This window comes from Microbacterium aurantiacum, from assembly GCF_021654035.1.
In the GTDB taxonomy this organism is placed as follows: domain Bacteria; phylum Actinomycetota; class Actinomycetes; order Actinomycetales; family Microbacteriaceae; genus Microbacterium; species Microbacterium aurantiacum.
This window is the reverse complement of record NZ_JAJPDW010000002.1, coordinates 267,278-283,279: the sequence shown is the minus strand read 5'-3', so window position 1 is coordinate 283,279 and position 16,002 is coordinate 267,278. Positions and strand designations below refer to the sequence as shown.

The window sequence follows — 16,002 nt, the reverse complement described above, 5'->3', positions numbered from 1 at the left end:
CCGCGTACGTCGGAAGGATGATCTCCGCGGGCGGCGCGACGCGGGCGGGGGCTACACCAGGGCGTGGTCGAAGGCGAAGACCACCAGCTGCACGCGGTCGCGGAGGCCGAGCTTGGTCAGGATGCGGCTGATGTGGGTCTTCACCGTCGCCTCGGACAGGAACTCCCGCGCCGCGATCTCTGCGTTCGAGAGCCCGCGGGCGGCGAGGGCGAAGATCTCCCGCTCGCGCTCGGTGAGCTGCCGGTAGGTCTCGGGAACGGCGGGCGCCGGGCGCGCGGCGTCGGTGGCGACGTGGGCGAAGAGCTCCCGCGTCGCCGACGCGGCGATGACGGCGGATCCGGCGTGGACGGTCCGGACGGCGGCGAGGAGGAACTCCGGATCGGCGTCCTTCAGGAGGAACCCGCTCGCGCCCTGGCGGATCGCGCGCGCGGCGGCTTCGTCGAGGTCGAAAGTGGTGAGCATCACCACCCGCGGCGGCGCGTCGTCGCGCAGGAGCTCGGCGGTGGCGGCGAGCCCGTCCATCACCGGCATCCGGATGTCCATGAGCACGACGTCCGGCCGCGTGGCACGGACGACCGTGAGCGCCTCCGCCCCGTCGGACGCTTCGCCGACGACCGCGAGGTCGGGCTGGGAGTCGACGAGCATGCGGATGCCGGCGCGGAAGAGGGCCTGATCGTCGACGAGGACGACGCGGATGGGTGCGGTCATGACTCTTCCGGGGAGAAGGGGGACGGAGAGGGGTCTCCGGGAGCGGACGAGGGGCTTCCGGGTGCCGGGGGCACGGGGATGACGGCGCGGACACGGAAGACCGACCCGTCGGCTCCGGCATCCACCTTTCCCCCGACGAGCTGCGCGCGCTCGCGCATGCCGATGAGTCCGTGGCCGCGCGGGAGGTCGCCGGCGGGCGCGGCATCCGTCAGAGCGGGAGCGGGAGCGGATGCCGCGGGGGCGACGACGTTCTCGATCTCGACCTCGACGCGCTCGGGCAGCCAGCGCAGCCCCACCTCGACAGGGGAGGTGTGGTCCCCGTGCCGGAGGGCGTTCGTCAGCGCCTCCTGGACGATGCGGAAGACGGCCAGCTGGACACCGGCGGGCGGGTCGCCGATCGGCATCGGGTCGACGTCCACCCGCAGGTCGACGCCGGCCTCCCGCACCTGCCCGTACAGCCCTTCGAGGTCGGCGAGAGTCGGCTGCGGTCCCTCGGACTGGGAGTGGCGGAGCTGGGTGAGCAGCAGCCGCACGTCGGCGAGCGCGTCGCGGGCGGTCGCCGAGATCGTCGCCAACGCCGCGGGCGCGGCGGCGGGGTCGGCGGCCGTGGCGTACCGCGCGCCGTCGGCCTGGGCGATCACGACGGCGAGCGAGTGCGCGACGACGTCGTGCATGTCGCGGGCGATCCGCACGCGCTCGGCCTCGGCGGCGGTCTCGGCGCGGGCGACCTCGCGCTCCTGCCGCGTCTCGCGGGCGCGACGGGAGGTGCGGACGAGGGCGCCGATCGTCCACGACAGCCCGAGGGCGAAGACCGCGGCGACCAGCACGATCGCGGCGAAGGGGAGGGTCTCCCACGACACCGCGGCGCCGCCCGAGAGCGGACCGACGAAGAGGTACACGGTGCCGATGCCGGCTCCGGCGATCGCGGAGCCGAGCCCTGTCCAGAAGACCTGACGCGTCCCGTGAGCGGCGGCGGTGTAGAGGACGGCGAACACCGCGGCATCCGAGAAGCTCGGTGGCCGCCCGAAGCCCATCTGCAGCACCGCCCCCGCCCATGCGGCGCCGAGCGCGAGCCCCGGGGCGAGGCGCCGGAACGCGAGGGCGCCGGCGAACACGAACGCGACAGCGATCCCCGGGACGGCGGCGAGTGTGGTGCCGACGCGATGTTCGAGCCCCGCCCACGGCACGATCTGCACCTCGACGGGCAGCGCGATCGCGAGGAAGCCCACCGCGATGACGATGTCGATCACGACGGATCGGACGGGCAGCACACGGAACACCCGCCCCACGCTATGCCGTCCCCCGCTCCCCGGCATCCGTCTCCCGATGTATCCCCTGACCGCGAGACCGCATCTTCCCGTCGAGACAGCGCGCGCCGCATGCAGTCTCGACCGGAGGATGCAGTCTCGCGGCCAATGGGACGGGGGCGCACGCGGAAACCATTGCCGAGGCGTCCCGGGAGGCTTTACTGTCACGACACAGGCCGAAACCGACGGGAAACGTGTTCGCGTCAGGATCAGGTTTCGGGCACCGCGGACGGAGAGACGATGACGACGGTACGTGCAGCCATCACCCAGACCACCTGGACGGGCGACAAGGCCTCCATGCTCGACCGGCACGAGGGCTTCGCCCGCGATGCGGCCGCGCAGGGCGCCCAGGTCGTGTGCTTCCAGGAGCTGTTCTACGGCCCGTACTTCGGGATCACGCAGGACAAGAAGTACTACCGCTACGCCGAACAGGCCGACGGCCCGATCGTCCAGCGCTTCGCCGCCCTCGCGAAGGAGCTCGGCACCGTGATGGTCCTCCCCATCTACGAGGAGGCCGAGACGGGCGTCTACTACAACACCGCCGTCCTGGTGGATGCCGACGGCACGGTGCTCGGGAAGTACCGCAAGCACCACCTCCCCCACCTCGATCGGTTCTGGGAGAAGTTCTACTTCCGGCCCGGCAACCTCGGTTATCCCGTCTTCGACACCGCCGTCGGACGCGTCGGGATGTACATCTGCTACGACCGCCACTTCCCCGAGGGATGGCGCGAGCTCGGCCTCGCAGACGCGCATATGGTGTTCAACCCCAACGCCACCAAACCCGGCCTGTCCAACCGCCTGTGGGAGGTCGAGGGGCCGGCCGCGGCCGTCGCCAACGGCTACTTCGTGCTCCAGCCGAACCGCGTCGGACGCGAGGACAACGAGTACGGCGACCTCGCCGTGGACTTCTACGGCACGAGCCAGGTCATCGACCCGCGCGGCAACTTCGTCGGCGAGCGCGGGTCGGGCACCGAGACCGAGATCCTCGTCCGCGACCTCGACATGGACATGGTCCTGCAGATGCGCGACGACTGGCAGTTCTACCGGGATCGCCGCCCCGACTCCTACACCCGGATCGCGAAGCCGTGATCTCGACAGGCTCGATCACCGGAGATATGCCATGACCACGACACTCATCACCGGCGGCACCGTCGTCTCGGCCACCGGGCGCGGGCTCGCCGACGTCCTCGTCGACGGCGAGACGATCGTCGCCGTGCTCCAGCCCGGCTCCGCCCTCCTCGGAACGGATGTCGCGGCATCCGTCGACCGCGTGATCGACGCGACGGGCAAGTACGTCATCCCCGGAGGGATCGACGCCCACACCCACATGCAGCTGCCGTTCGGCGGCACCTCCGCCAGCGACACGTTCGAGACCGGGACGCGGGCGGCGGCGTGGGGAGGGACGACGACGATCGTCGACTTCGCCGTTCAAACCTACGGCGGGGACGTCTTCGAGGGCCTCGAGCGCTGGCACGAGCTCGCCGCCGGCAACTGCGCGATCGACTACGGCTTCCACCAGATCATCGGCGGTGTCGACGACGCCTCGCTCGCCGCGATGCCGAGACTCGTCGACGAGGGCATCTCGAGCTTCAAGCTCTTCATGGCCTACCCCGGCGTCTTCTACTCCGACGACGCGCAGGTGCTCCGGGCGATGCAGGTGAGCCGCGAGACGGGCCTGCTCACGATGATGCACGCCGAGAACGGCCCCGCCATCGACGTCCTCGCCGCGCAGCTGGTCGCCCAGGGCAAGACCGACCCGTACTACCACGGCATCGCCCGCGCCTGGCAGATGGAGGAGGAGGCCACCCACCGCGCGATCATGCTCGCCGACGTGACCGGCGCACCGCTGTACGTCGTCCACGTGAGCGCGAAACAGGCCGTCGAGCAGCTGGCGTGGGCGCGCGACCGCGGCCAGAACGTCTTCGGCGAGACGTGTCCGCAGTACCTCTACCTCTCGCTCGAGGAGCAGCTGGGCGCGCAGAGCGACGAGTGGGGCGCATTCGAGGGGGCGAAGTGGGTGTGCTCGACGCCGCTGCGCTCCCGCGCCGAGGGCCACCAAGACCACATGTGGCAGGCCCTGCGCACCAACGACCTGCAGATGGTCTCCACCGACCACTGCCCGTTCTGCATGAAGGATCAGAAGGAGCTCGGCCTCGGCGACTTCCGCAAGATCCCCAACGGCATCGGCTCGGTCGAGCACCGCATGAACCTCATGTACCAGGGCGTCGTCACCGGCCGCCTCACGCTCGAACGCTGGGTCGAGCTCACCTCCACCACTCCGGCGCGCATGTTCGGCATGTACGGCCGCAAGGGCGTGATCCAGCCGGGAGCGGATGCCGACATCGTCGTCTACGACCCGAACGGCCACACCTCCATCGGGATCAACGCCACCCACCACATGAACATGGACCACTCGGCGTGGGAGGGGTACGAGATCGACGGGCACGTCGACACCGTGATCTCCCGCGGAAAGGTGATCGTCGACGACGGCGCCTACCTCGGCGCCAAGGGCGACGGCCGGTTCATCAAGCGCGGACTCACGCAGTACCTCACGTAAGGGATCCCGCATGGACTTCGGAGTCGTCCTCCAGACCAACCCGCCCGCCGCCCGCACCGTGCAGCTGGCGAAGCTCGCCGAGGCGCACGGATTCAGCCACGTGTGGACGTTCGATTCGCACCTCCTGTGGCAGGAGCCGTACGTCATCCACTCGGCGATCCTCGCCGAGACGAACCGGGTGACGGTGGGGCCGTTCGTCACGAACCCCGCCACGCGCGATTGGACGGTCACGGCATCCGTCTTCGCCACGCTCAACGAGATGTACGGCAACCGCACGATCTGCGGCATCGGGCGGGGCGACTCGGCCGTCCGCGTGACCAACGGCAAGCCGGTCACGATGAGGGAGCTGCGGGAGTCGATCCACGTGATCCGCGAACTCGGCAACTCCCGCCCCGTCGAGTACAACGGCGCGACGATCCGGTTCCCGTGGAGCCGGGGATCCGCGCTCGACGTGTGGGTCGCCGCGTACGGTCCGCTCGCGCTGAAGCTCACCGGGGAGGTCGGCGACGGGTTCATCCTGCAGCTGGCCGACCTCGACATCGCCTCGTGGATGATCAAGACCGTGCGGGATGCCGCGGCGAACGTCGGGCGCGATCCGGACACGATCGCGTTCTGCGTCGCCGCCCCGATGTACATCGGCGAGGACCGGGAGCACATGCGCGACCAGTGCCGCTGGTTCGGCGGGATGGTCGGCAACCACGTCGCCGACATCGTGGCGAAGTACGGACACCACGGGGCCGTCCCGGATGCGCTGACCGACTACATCGCCGGCCGCCAGGGGTACGACTACAACACCCACGGGAAGGCCGACAACGACCACGTCGACTTCGTCCCCGACGAGATCGTCGAGCGCTTCTGCATCCTCGGAACCGCGGACGAGCACATCGCCAAGCTCGAGGCACTCCGCGCGATCGGGGTCACGCAGTTCGCCGGCTACCTCCAGCACGACAACAAGGAGGAGACGATGCGCGTGTACGGCGAGACCGTGATCCCCGCCCTCCAGTCCCACCTGACGGCGAAGTCGTGACGACGGCCCCTGCGAGCACCCCGGCGCGCGGGGGCGTGCGCCGCGGGGTGCGCGGGGTGCGCGGGAGTGCCCGCCGCGAGCGCGAGCTGCGAGGGTGGGTCGCCGCCGGATGGGGCGCCCTCGGCATCCTGGTGGTGCTCCTCATCTGGGAGGGGTACAAGTTCCTCGGCCCCGCGGAGGGCGTGACGATCGGTGCCATCGAGGGGGAGGCGGGGTCGGGGCTGCTGATCCTTCCGCGGACCCACGACCGCGCGATGCCGCACGTGTGGGACATGGTCGCGCGCCTCTTCCAGCCCACGAGCGGCGGCGACACGCCACCGCTCGTGGTGTCGGTGATGAGCGCGGCGCTCGTGACGCTCGGCATCGCCGCCGTCGGCTGGCTGATCGGAGTCACCGTCGGTGCGCTCCTCGGGCTGCTCATGCAGCGCTGGCGACTGGTCGAATGGGGGCTCCTCCCCTGGATCGTGATCAGCCAGATCGTGCCGCTCATCGCCTTCGCGCCGGTCGTCAACGCCATCGGCATCCAGATCGACCGGGGCGGGACGCCGTGGCCGCAGTGGCTCTCGGTGGCGATCATCGCCTCGTATCTGGCGTTCTTCCCCGTCGCGATCGGCGTCCTCAAGGGACTCGGATCGCCCGACCGCATCCACCTCGACCTCATGCGGACCTACGCCGCCGGCTACTGGCCGACGCTCCTGCGCCTGCGGCTTCCGGCGTCGGTGCCGTACCTGCTGCCGGCGCTGCGTCTCGCCGCCGCCAACGCGGTGCTCGGCGCGGTCGTCGCGGAGGTCTCCATCGGCATGCGCGGCGGCATCGGACGGATGCTGATCCAGCTCGCCGGTCAAGCATCCAGCGATCCCGCGGCCCCCTGGGGCCCGACCTTCGGCGCGATCGCCCTCGGACTCATCGCCGCCGGCTCGGTCGCGCTGATCGGACTGGCCCTCGCCACCTACCGCAGAGGAGAAGCCGCGGCATGACGACTGCGCACACCCCCGCCGCCGCCGGCCTCGCCCCGGCATCCGTCGACGCCGCCGTGCGCGCGACCGACGTCGGCAAGGTCTTCCCCACCAAGACCGGCGAGGTCGTGGCCCTCACCGGCGTCGACCTCGAGGTCGCGGCGGGCGAGTTCGTCTCGCTGATCGGACCGTCCGGATGCGGCAAGTCGACGCTCCTGCGCCTCATCGCCGACCTCGACCAGGCCACGAGCGGCGACCTGCGGATCTTCGGCAAGCCCGCCGGCCGGGCCCGGATCGACCAGGACTACGGCATCGCGTTCCAGCAGGCGGGGCTGCTCCCGTGGCGGACGGTCGCGGCGAACATTGCGCTGCCGCTCGAGCTCCACGGCACCGGCAAGGCCGCCCGCGCCGACCGGGTGGCGGAGCTGGCGGAACTGGTCGGCCTCACCGACTTCGTCGACCGCTACCCCGACCAGCTCTCCGGCGGGATGCAGCAGAGGGTCGCGATCGCCCGCGCCCTCGCGTCGCGCCCGAAGCTGCTGCTGATGGACGAGCCGTTCGGCGCCCTCGACGAGATGACCCGCGAGTACCTGCAGTCCGAGCTCGCCCGCATCGCGGTGGAGACCGGAGCGGCGGTGGTGTTCGTTACCCACTCGATCCCGGAGGCGGTGTTCCTCTCGGACCGCGTCGTGGTGATGAGCCCGCGCCCCGGCCGGATCACCGATGTCATCGTCACCGACCTCGGCGAGGACCGCGCCGAGGCCCTGCGCGAATCCCCGGAGTACTTCGCGCGGGTCACGGCCGTCCGCGAGGCCCTCCACGGCGCCCCGGTGGAGAGGGCGAACGAGCGATGACCGCACCGGCATCCGCATCCGCTCCGGCATCCGCTCCGGCATCCGACGTCGTGTCGGGGCTCGACGCGGGGAGCGCGCCGCGCCGCACGTCGCCCCGCGCCGGGCGGGACCTGCCGGGATGGGGGAAGGTCGTCGCGCCCGTCGGGGTGGGGCTGGTGATCCTCGCGGCGTGGATCTTCTGGGTCGACGTGCTCGGAACCGCGCCCCGCATGTTGCCGAGTCCGATCGCGATCGCGGCGGAGTTCGTGCTGCGGTGGAACATCATCGCCGAGGACATGGCCGTCACCGCCACCAACGCCCTCGTCGGGCTCGTCGCGGGGTCGCTCCTCGCGATCATCCTGGCGGCGCTCGCGGCCACGATCCGCCCCATCGACGGGATGCTGGCACCGCTCGTCTCGGCCCTCGCCGTGATCCCGATCGTGGCGATCACCCCGATCCTCAACACGATGTACGGCGCGTCGAGCCAGTTCGGGCGGCAGGCGGTGGCGATGATCGCGGCCTTCATCCCCGTGTTCGTCACGGTGTTGCGCGGATTCCGGCAGACCCGACCGGTGCACCGCGACCTCCTCCGCGCCTCGGCGGCCTCACGCGCCCAGACCTTCCGGTTCCTGACCCTCCCCACGGCCCTTCCGTACCTCATGACGGGCCTGCGGATCGCGAGTTCGCTCGCCGTGATCGCCGCGCTCGTCGCGGAGTACTTCGGCGGGCCCGCGGACGGCATCGGCACCGCGATCGCCACCTACGCCAAGTCCGGACGCGCCGCTCTCGCGTGGGCGTTCGTCGTCGGCGGGATGCTCATCGGGCTCGCCTTCTACCTCGTCACCTCGCTCCTCGAGCGCTGGGCGACGCGGCGGTCGCCGGGCTGACAGCGCCGCCCGAGATCCGCACCACCCCTGCACCACCCGAGAAAGGAACAGCATGAGACACCGCACCCGTCGCACGCTCACCGCGGCATCCGTCGTCACGGTCAGCGCGCTCGCCCTCTCCGCCTGCGCGGGATCGTCCGACTCCGGCCCACCCGCCGACGGCGGCTCCGGCGACACCGAGATGCTGACCTCGGTGTCGCTCCAGCTGCAGTGGCTGCCGCAGGCGCAGTTCGCCGGCTATTACGTCGCCCTCGACCAGGGATATTTCGAGGACGAGGGCTTCACCGACGTCGAGATCCTCCCCTCGGGCGGCGACATCGTGCCGCAGGACGCGCTCCTCGCGGGCGAGGTCGACTTCGCCATCGCGTGGGTGCCGAAGGTGCTCGGAAGCCTCGAGGCCAGCGGCGCCGAACTGACCGACATCGCCCAGGTCTTCCAGGACTCCGGAACCCTGCAGGTGTCGTGGGCCGACAGCGGCATCGAGTCGGTCGCCGACTTCGAGGGCAAGCGCATCGGATCGTGGGGCTTCGGGAACGAGTGGGAGATCTTCGCGGCGATGGCCGAGGAGGGGCTCGACGCCTCCACCGTGTCGATCGTCACGCAGGACTTCAGCATGAACGCGCTGCTCGACCGCGATGTGGATGCCGCGCAGGCGATGACCTACAACGAGTGGGCGCAGATCCTCGAGGTCGTGAACCCCGACACCGGCGAGCTGTACCAGCCGGAGGACTTCGACGTCGTGTCGTACCAGGACACCGCCGGCGCCATGCTGCAGGACGCGATCTGGGCCGACACCGCGCGCCTCGAGAGCGACCCCGCGTACGCCGACGCGGCGGTGCGCTTCCTCAAGGCCGTCGTCAAGGGCTGGGTCTTCGCCCGCGACAATCCCGAGGAGGCCGCGCAGATCACGTACGACGCGGCGATCAACGCCGAGGCGGCCTTCCCCGTCGGTCCGACCCACCAGCTGTGGCAGATGAACGAGGTGAACAAGCTCATCTGGACCGGGGGCGAGTTCGGTGTCATCGACCAGGCCGCATGGGATCAGACCGTCGCCGGAGCCCTCGTGGCGGTCAACCAGGACGGCCTGAACCTCATCACGGCCGAGCCCCCGGCATCCGCCTTCTCGAACGAGTACATCGAGCAGGCGCTCGCCGAGCTCCAGGACGAGGGCGTCGAGGTCGCCGGCACCTACACCCCGATCGAGGTGACCCTCACCGAGGGCGGCCAGTAGCCCCCCCTCCCCCTTTCCCTGACCGCGAGACTGCATCCTCCGGTCGAGACTGCACGCCGCGCGCGCTGTTTCGACGGGAGGATGCAGTCTCGCGGGCAAATGGGGGCGGGGGGCTAGATCCAGCCCTGCTCCCAGGCGCGGTCGGCGGCCTCGTGGCGGGTGGAGGCGTCGAGCTTCATCATCGCCGCGGAGAGGTAGTTGCGCACCGTGCCGGGCGCGAGGTGCAGGCGATCGGCGATCTGCTGCACGCTGTGGGCTGAGCGGCTGTGGCGGAGGACGTCGAGCTCACGATCGGTGAGCGGACTCCGCTCGGCCGTCAGCGCCACCGCGGCGATCTCGGGATCGATGTAGCGGCGCCCGGCGGCGACGGTGCGGATGACGTCCGCGAGCTGCTCCGCCGGCGTCGACTTCGGCACGAACCCCGACACCTTGCTCGCCAGGGCCCGTCGCAGGACGCCGGGGCGGGCGTGCCGGGTGACGATGACGACCCGCGACGGCACGCTGGCGAGGATCTTCGCGGCCGCCTCCAGGCCATCGGCCTCGGGCATCTCGAGATCCAGCAGGCACACATCCGGCCGATGCTCCTGCGCCTCCTCGACGGCACGGATGCCGTTCTCCGCCGTCGCGACCACCTCGATGTCGGGCTCCAGCTGCAGCAGGGCCACGAGTGCGCCCCGGATCAGGTGCTCGTCGTCGGCGACGAGGAGACGGATGCCGCTCACGCGCGCACCCCGCTCGTCGACGGCCGCGCGACCGCGGGCACCATCGCGCGCAGCACGAACCGGTCCCCCTCGTGCGCGGCATCCAGGCTCCCGCCGAGCGCGACCATGCGCTCGCGAAGGCCGGCGATGCCGCTGCCCGCGTCGACGGAATCGGTCGCCGCGGGCGCGGCCGCGTCGTTCGCGATCGTGAGCGTCCATCCGCCGACCGCGGCGACGACCGTGATCTCGACCTCGGTGGCCTCGCTGTGGCGCAGGATGTTGGTCGTCGCCTCGCGGACCGTCAGCGCCAGCGCGCTGCGCGTCGCGTCGTCGTCGGGGAGGGCCTCCACGCGCAGCGTGCACCGCGCACCGGAGGCCCCGAGCACCTCGCGGGCGTTGTACAGCTCGTCGTCGAGCGACACCTGCCGGTAGCCGGCGACCAGCGAGCGGGTCTCGGCGAGCGCTTCGTGGGCGATCGTGCGGACGTCGCGGAGCTGCGCGCGCGCCGCCTCCACGTCGACCGGGAGGAGGCGCTCGGCGAGCTCGGCCTTCAGCGAGATGACCTGCAGGTGGTGGCCCTGGATGTCGTGCAGGTCGGAGGCGAACCGCAGGCGCTCGCGCGTGATTGCGAGCGCCGCGGCCGTCCGGCGGTGCCGGTCGAGCTCGAGCACCACCTCCCAGAACCACACGCTCGTCAGCAGCATGAACGGGACGAACGCGGCGTAGATCACCGTCGCCCATGCGGTGCCGGCCTCGACGAGGGATTCCCCGGGCACGGGTGGGGTGATGCGCTCGGCGAGGACCGTGTGTCCGACCAGGAGGATCGCGCCGAGCGCGATGAGCTCCCACCGGCGTCGGCGGCCGACGAGGCAGGCCGCCAGGCACAGCGCCACCCAGAGGGAGGCGGCTCCCACGAGCGCGACGCCCGGAGCGAAAAGGGTCAGCACCCACACCGCCGCCGCGGGGAGGAAGAGCGCCAGCGTGGGGCCGAGGCCCGGCATCCCCGCCCCGCGTCCGCCGCGCAGGTACCAGCAGAAGCGGATCTGCACGACGCCCGCCACCAGCTGCAGCACGATCGCCACGGACAGCGCGGCCGTGGGCGCCACGGCGAGGGCCGCGAGCATCATCAGCGCGATGAACCCGCTGAAGAAGCCCACGAACGCCACGATCGAGCCCAGGGTGTAGAGCCACGTCGTGCGCACGTTCCGGTGATGGTCGACGGTCACGTCCCCGAGGGTAGACCAGTGACATCTGTCACGGTCGGACATGCGGGAACACCCGGACGGCGGTGATCCCGGCGCACTGCCGCCGCGGCATCCGTTCGCGAAGGATGGTCATCGAGGCGCTCACGGCGCCGCAGACCACCCGTTCCCGACAGCCAGAGGACTCCCCCATGATCGCCGCCCTGCAGGACTTCGCCGCCTCGTTCCCCGAGTACATCTCCTGGCTCGGGGTGATGCTCGTCTCGGCGATCCCGTTCGTGGAGTCGTACTTCGGGTCGGTCATCGGGGTGCTCATCGGCCTGCCGACGCCGGTCGCGATCGGCGTCGCGGTCGTCGGAAACGTCGCCTCGATGCTCGCGTTCGTCTTCTCGGCGCACGGGGTGCGCACGAAGGTGATCGCCGGACGGGGTGGAGCGGATGCCGCGCCCGAGGAGTCGCCGCGGCGCGTGAAGCTGCGCCGCGCGTTCGACCGCTACGGCGTGGCCGGGGTGAGCCTGCTGGGGCAGACGATCCTGCCGAGCCAGATCACGTCGGCGGCGATGGTGTCGTTCGGCGCGAACCGCAACACCGTCGTCTTCTGGCAGATCGTCTCGATCATCCTGTGGGGCATCGCCTTCGGCGTCCTCGCCACCCTCGGCGTCCAGCTCACCCGCTGACCCCGAACCCCCACCCCTGGCCGTGAGACTGCATCCTCCGGTCGAGACTGCACGCCGCGCACGCAGTCTCGACGGGGAGATGCAGTCTCGCGGTCAATGGGGGACGGGGGGTCAGGATGTCACGACCGACAGGGCGGCGGGGACGCGGCGGAGGTGGAGGGTGAACCCGGACTCCGGGGCCTTCTCGAGCTCGCCGTCGTGCACCCAGGCGGCCTGGTCCGCATCGACCGGGCGGACGCGCAGCTCGAGCGCGTCCACGAGCCGCCGCTCGACGTCGCGCGCGGGCGGGAAGACGCGCACCGCGTGCAGCACCGCCCGCGTCCGCCGCCCGAAGGCCAACGACGCCAGCGCCCGCAGGCGCCCACCGCGGGCGTGATGGATACGGATGTCGAGGGTGCCGGCATCCGCCGCGGAACGCTGCAACGCCGCGACCTGGTCGGACGCGTGCAGACCCACACCGATGAAGACCGACCAGACGCGCGCGCGGCGACCGTCCACCACGATCTCGGTGGGCTGGGCCTCGGTGATCTCGTCGGATGCCGCCACCAACGCGCCGAGCCACTTGCCGAGGGACTGCCGCCGCTCGCGCTCGTCGATGAGCCCCGCGTACAGGCCGAGCGACGCCGCATTGAGCACCGTCTGCGGCTCGCCGTCGTCGACGCGCACCTCGAGGACGTCGATCGCGCGGACCCGACCGCCCCGGAGCGCGGCGATCGCCGCATCGGGACCGTCGATCTCGAGCGCGCGCGAGAAGTGGTTGAAGGTCCCGCCCGGCACCACCCACAACGGCAGATCCACCGTGCGGGCGATGTGGGCCATGGCCGAGACCGAGCCGTCACCGCCGAGCACCCCGAGCATGCGGGGCGGGTCATCGCCCGCGACCGCCTCGGCGACGACATCCGCCATGTCCTCGTCCGGCTCGAGTTCGCGGACGCGCGCCGCGGGGAGCTCGCGCAGGAGCCGCGCGCCCCGGTCCGCCCGCAGCGTCGAGGCGCCCGCGCGACGATTGCGGAGCACCAGAAGGCCCGCGCCGTCCGGTCCGATGTGCGGAGTGCGCCCGTCGGCCTGTGCGTCCGTCATCGGTCGAGGCTACTCTCCACGGATGCCGCGAGCCGGGGGGTTGCGCGCGGGCGGCACAACCCGCACGCGGCCCGTCAGGCGGGCAGAACCGGCCGGTGCTCGAAGAAGGTCTGCAGCACGACGGTCGTCCGGGTGTTCACCGACGCGGTCTGGCGGATCTCGCGGATGAGCTCCTCGAGGTGCCGCGGCGTCGCGACTCGGACGAGCAGGATGTAGCTGGCGTCGCCGGCGATCGAATGGCACGCCTCGATCTCGCGCAGATGCTCGAGCAGCTCCGGTGCGTTGTCGGGCTGTCCGGGATCGAGCGGGGTGATCTCGATGAACGCCGCCAGCGGCTTGCCGACCGCCTCGGCGTCGACCACCGCGCGATAGCCGGTGATGACCCCGCGGGCCTCCAGCCGGCGCAGACGCGACTGCACGGCCGAGACCGACAGCCCCACCGCCGCGGAGATGTGGGCGAGCGTCGCGCGCCCGTCCCGGGTGACCTCGGCGACGATCGCGGCATCGGTGTCGTCCTCGAGGCGGGCCGAGGAGCGCTCCGTGGCAGGGGGGTCGACCCGCTGATCAGTCATGCGGCGACGGTATCAGCCACTTCCGCCGGCGCCGACAATTATCCTGCGCTTGTTTGATTCGACCGGAATTCTTCCCGTAGCATGGTGCGGCGACGAGATCCGTCCCCGCCCATGTCGATCGGAGGCCCCATGCCCCTCACCACCGCACAGGCCACCACCACGCACTCCGCCGCGGGTGTCGAGGACTCCCCGGCCTGGCTGAGCCTCAAGGCGGCGGCGACCGCCCTGCAGCCCCTGCAGGCGTCGGACGGTTCGATCCCGGATGCCGCGCACCACCCCGCCGCCACCGCCCACGTCGACGCGATCATTGCGGCGCTCGACGAGCTCCGCCCCTCCTTCCCCCACGATGACGCCTACCTCCGCGCCTCGGCCGCAGACTTCGCCCGCTGGCGGGAGGAGGGGTTCGGTGTCCCGGACTTCTTCGACTCCCTCGTGGCGTTCCAGCCACAGCAGCACCGCGTCGACGGCATCCGTCACTTGGTGATCTTCCCGATGTACACCCAGAACGGCTCGAGCGACCGTCATGTCGAGGCGGTACTCGTCGAGGCCATCTGGCCGGAGTTCATCGCGCAGCTCGAGGCGGGCGACTACGGCAACGCCCTCTTCGTCTCGCTGCGCTTCATCGACTTCACCCCCGGGTACGACACCAACTCCGCGGTGCTCTTCCCCGAGACCGTCGCGATGCGGGAGATCCCCACCTTCACGTGGGGCGCGATCTTCCAGGACCGCGAGGCCGCGCGCTACCGCCGCGTCGTCCGCGCCGCCGCCGAGATCACCAAGCTCGAGCTGCCCGCCGACGCCGCGGCCATGCTCGACGACCAGGAGCTCACCGAGAAGACCTTCGTGATGTGGGACATCATCCACGACCGCACCCACATGCGCGGAGACCTCCCCTTCGATCCGTTCATGATCAAGCAGCGGATGCCGTTCTTCCTGTACTCCCTCGAGGAGCTGCGCTGCGACCTGACGGCGTTCCGCGAGTGCGTCGGGATCGCCGCACGTCTGCGCGCCCGCGTCGAGGCCGGCGAGACGCTGGACGCGACCGAGGCGGAGACCCTCCAGCATGCGGTCCTCGTGCAGTACGCGGTGATCTTCGACCGCATCTTCCGCTTCGCCATCACCGGCTCGCGCGTGCGCAACTACGACGGCCTCGGCGGACAGCTGCTCTTCGCGTGGCTGCACCAGCGCGGCGTCCTGCACTGGACCGACACCGCGCTCGCCTTCGACTGGGACGACGTACCGGCGGCGGTCATCGCCCTCAGCGACGCGATCGACGAGCTCTACTGGCGCTCGATCGACCGCCCGAAGGTCGCCCACTGGCTCGCCGCCTACGACCTCGTCCGCCGCGTCGTCACCCCGCACCCGGCCTCGGTGTGGGCGCGCGGGCTGAGCGACGAGATCCTCGCCGGCGCCCCCAAGGGCTACACCGACGCGGTCCTGCCGGACGAATTCCCCCTGTCGATGTTCTTCGAGGCCCTGGAGAAGAAGATGCGCCCGGTCATCGCCTCCACCACGGGGATCACCGGGCGGACCCCCGCGTGAGCGAGGCCGGAGAGACCGAAGCGGCAGCTCGCGCCGTCCGCGGGCGCCGCGTCGTGATCGCCGGCGCCACGAGCGCCTCGGGCCTCGCCTGCGCGCGTGAGCTCGCCGCCGCGGGCGCCGAGGTGATCGCCGTCGGGCGGGATGCGGCACGCCTGGCCGCGCTCGTCGACGACGTCCGCGCCGCAACCGGGTGCGCGATCTCGGCCGAGGTGTGCGCCCTCACCGACGAATCCGCGGTCGCCGACCTCGTCGCACGCGTCCACGCCACGGGCGGGCCCGTCGACGGCGTCGTCCACCTCGTCGGAGGATGGCGCGGCGGAGGCGGACTCGCCGGTCAGACCGAGGAGGACTACCGCGCGCTGGAGCCGGCGCTCACGAGCCTCCGCCACGTATCGCGGGCCGTCGACGACGACCTGAAAGCCTCCGCGGCCGGGCGCCTGGCGATCGTCTCGAGCACCTCCGTCGAGCGTCCCCTCGCCGGATCGGCGAACTACGTCGCCCTCAAGGCGGCGGCGGAGACCTGGACCCGCGCGGTCGGCCAGGGCTACGCCAAGGCCGCGCGGGATGCCGGCGAGGCGCCGCGGGCGGCATCCGTCATCTTCCGCGTGAAGAGCCTCGACGGACTCGAGGACGACCTCGCCCGCGCCGTCGTCGGACTGTGGGACGCGTCACCCGACGACCTCGCCGCGCCGATCACCCTCGGCTGATCCCGCGCCGACGAC

At 71.4% G+C, this 16,002-nt stretch carries 16 protein-coding genes; 10 read left to right on the top strand and 6 right to left on the bottom strand.

Going from position 1 to position 16,002, the window contains the following annotated elements; genetic code table 11:
- Positions 1 to 51: 51 nt before the first annotated feature.
- The gene (locus LTL01_RS06815; RefSeq protein ID WP_053546404.1) at positions 52 to 708 is read right to left on the bottom strand and encodes a response regulator; all 657 of its coding nucleotides are present in this window, start codon (positions 706 to 708) and stop codon (positions 52 to 54) included.
- Positions 705 to 1,988 carry a sensor histidine kinase gene (locus LTL01_RS06810; RefSeq protein ID WP_236967939.1) on the bottom strand — a complete coding sequence of 428 codons (1,284 nt, stop codon included), beginning with the start codon at positions 1,986 to 1,988 and terminating at the stop codon, positions 705 to 707. The genes LTL01_RS06815 and LTL01_RS06810 overlap by 4 nt, the downstream gene beginning before the upstream one ends.
- 267 nt (positions 1,989 to 2,255) lie before the next feature.
- On the opposite strand from LTL01_RS06810, the gene LTL01_RS06805 reads away from it, so the two are divergent.
- The 7 genes from LTL01_RS06805 to LTL01_RS06775 are packed head-to-tail and all read left to right on the top strand — an operon-like array spanning position 2,256 to position 9,506.
- A complete protein-coding gene (locus LTL01_RS06805; protein ID WP_236967938.1) occupies positions 2,256 to 3,104 on the top strand; it encodes a nitrilase-related carbon-nitrogen hydrolase in 849 nt (282 codons plus the stop codon).
- Between the two features lie 31 nt (positions 3,105 to 3,135).
- Complete coding sequence (gene hydA / locus LTL01_RS06800; protein ID WP_236967937.1) at positions 3,136 to 4,572, top strand: dihydropyrimidinase; 1,437 nt, start codon at positions 3,136 to 3,138, stop codon at positions 4,570 to 4,572.
- 10 nt (positions 4,573 to 4,582) lie between these two features.
- On the top strand, positions 4,583 to 5,599 hold the full coding sequence (locus LTL01_RS06795) for a TIGR03842 family LLM class F420-dependent oxidoreductase (RefSeq protein ID WP_236967936.1): 1,017 nt from the start codon (positions 4,583 to 4,585) through the stop codon (positions 5,597 to 5,599).
- Entirely contained in the window at positions 5,596 to 6,576 is a 981-nt protein-coding gene (locus tag LTL01_RS06790; protein WP_236967935.1) for an ABC transporter permease, read from the top strand. The genes LTL01_RS06795 and LTL01_RS06790 overlap by 4 nt, the downstream gene beginning before the upstream one ends.
- Positions 6,573 to 7,409, top strand: coding sequence for an ABC transporter ATP-binding protein (locus tag LTL01_RS06785; RefSeq protein WP_236967934.1), 837 nt, complete (start codon positions 6,573 to 6,575; stop codon positions 7,407 to 7,409). Before LTL01_RS06790 ends, LTL01_RS06785 begins: the two co-directional genes overlap by 4 nt.
- Positions 7,406 to 8,275, top strand: a complete 870-nt coding sequence (locus tag LTL01_RS06780; protein ID WP_236967933.1) for an ABC transporter permease — start codon at positions 7,406 to 7,408, stop codon at positions 8,273 to 8,275. The genes LTL01_RS06785 and LTL01_RS06780 overlap by 4 nt, the downstream gene beginning before the upstream one ends.
- A gap of 52 nt (positions 8,276 to 8,327) precedes the next feature.
- Positions 8,328 to 9,506, top strand: coding sequence for an ABC transporter substrate-binding protein (locus LTL01_RS06775; RefSeq protein WP_236967932.1), 1,179 nt, complete (start codon positions 8,328 to 8,330; stop codon positions 9,504 to 9,506).
- A 113-nt stretch (positions 9,507 to 9,619) separates the two neighbouring features.
- Here the strand turns inward: LTL01_RS06775 and LTL01_RS06770 are convergent, their stop codons facing one another.
- Together LTL01_RS06770 and LTL01_RS06765 are read right to left on the bottom strand one after the other, a co-directional pair.
- Positions 9,620 to 10,228 (bottom strand): response regulator transcription factor, encoded by a 609-nt coding sequence (locus LTL01_RS06770; RefSeq protein WP_236967931.1) that lies wholly within the window; start codon positions 10,226 to 10,228, stop codon positions 9,620 to 9,622.
- Positions 10,225 to 11,433 (bottom strand): sensor histidine kinase, encoded by a 1,209-nt coding sequence (locus LTL01_RS06765; protein WP_236967930.1) that lies wholly within the window; start codon positions 11,431 to 11,433, stop codon positions 10,225 to 10,227. Before LTL01_RS06765 ends, LTL01_RS06770 begins: the two co-directional genes overlap by 4 nt.
- A gap of 167 nt (positions 11,434 to 11,600) precedes the next feature.
- Here LTL01_RS06765 and LTL01_RS06760 point away from each other — a divergent pair, with 167 nt between their 5' ends.
- Positions 11,601 to 12,086 (top strand): hypothetical protein, encoded by a 486-nt coding sequence (locus LTL01_RS06760; RefSeq protein ID WP_236967929.1) that lies wholly within the window; start codon positions 11,601 to 11,603, stop codon positions 12,084 to 12,086.
- 111 nt (positions 12,087 to 12,197) lie between these two features.
- On the opposite strand, the gene LTL01_RS06755 is transcribed toward LTL01_RS06760, so the two are convergent.
- Both LTL01_RS06755 and LTL01_RS06750 read right to left on the bottom strand, forming a co-directional pair.
- Complete coding sequence (locus LTL01_RS06755; RefSeq protein WP_236967928.1) at positions 12,198 to 13,166, bottom strand: diacylglycerol/lipid kinase family protein; 969 nt, start codon at positions 13,164 to 13,166, stop codon at positions 12,198 to 12,200.
- 74 nt (positions 13,167 to 13,240) lie between these two features.
- A complete protein-coding gene (locus LTL01_RS06750) occupies positions 13,241 to 13,738 on the bottom strand; it encodes an Lrp/AsnC family transcriptional regulator (RefSeq protein WP_082334512.1) in 498 nt (165 codons plus the stop codon).
- A 129-nt stretch (positions 13,739 to 13,867) separates the two neighbouring features.
- On the opposite strand from LTL01_RS06750, the gene LTL01_RS06745 reads away from it, so the two are divergent.
- Entirely contained in the window at positions 13,868 to 15,280 is a 1,413-nt protein-coding gene (locus LTL01_RS06745) for a DUF6421 family protein (RefSeq protein WP_236967927.1), read from the top strand.
- A complete protein-coding gene (locus LTL01_RS06740; RefSeq protein ID WP_236967926.1) occupies positions 15,277 to 15,987 on the top strand; it encodes an SDR family NAD(P)-dependent oxidoreductase in 711 nt (236 codons plus the stop codon). Before LTL01_RS06745 ends, LTL01_RS06740 begins: the two co-directional genes overlap by 4 nt.
- Positions 15,988 to 16,002 lie beyond the last annotated feature (15 nt).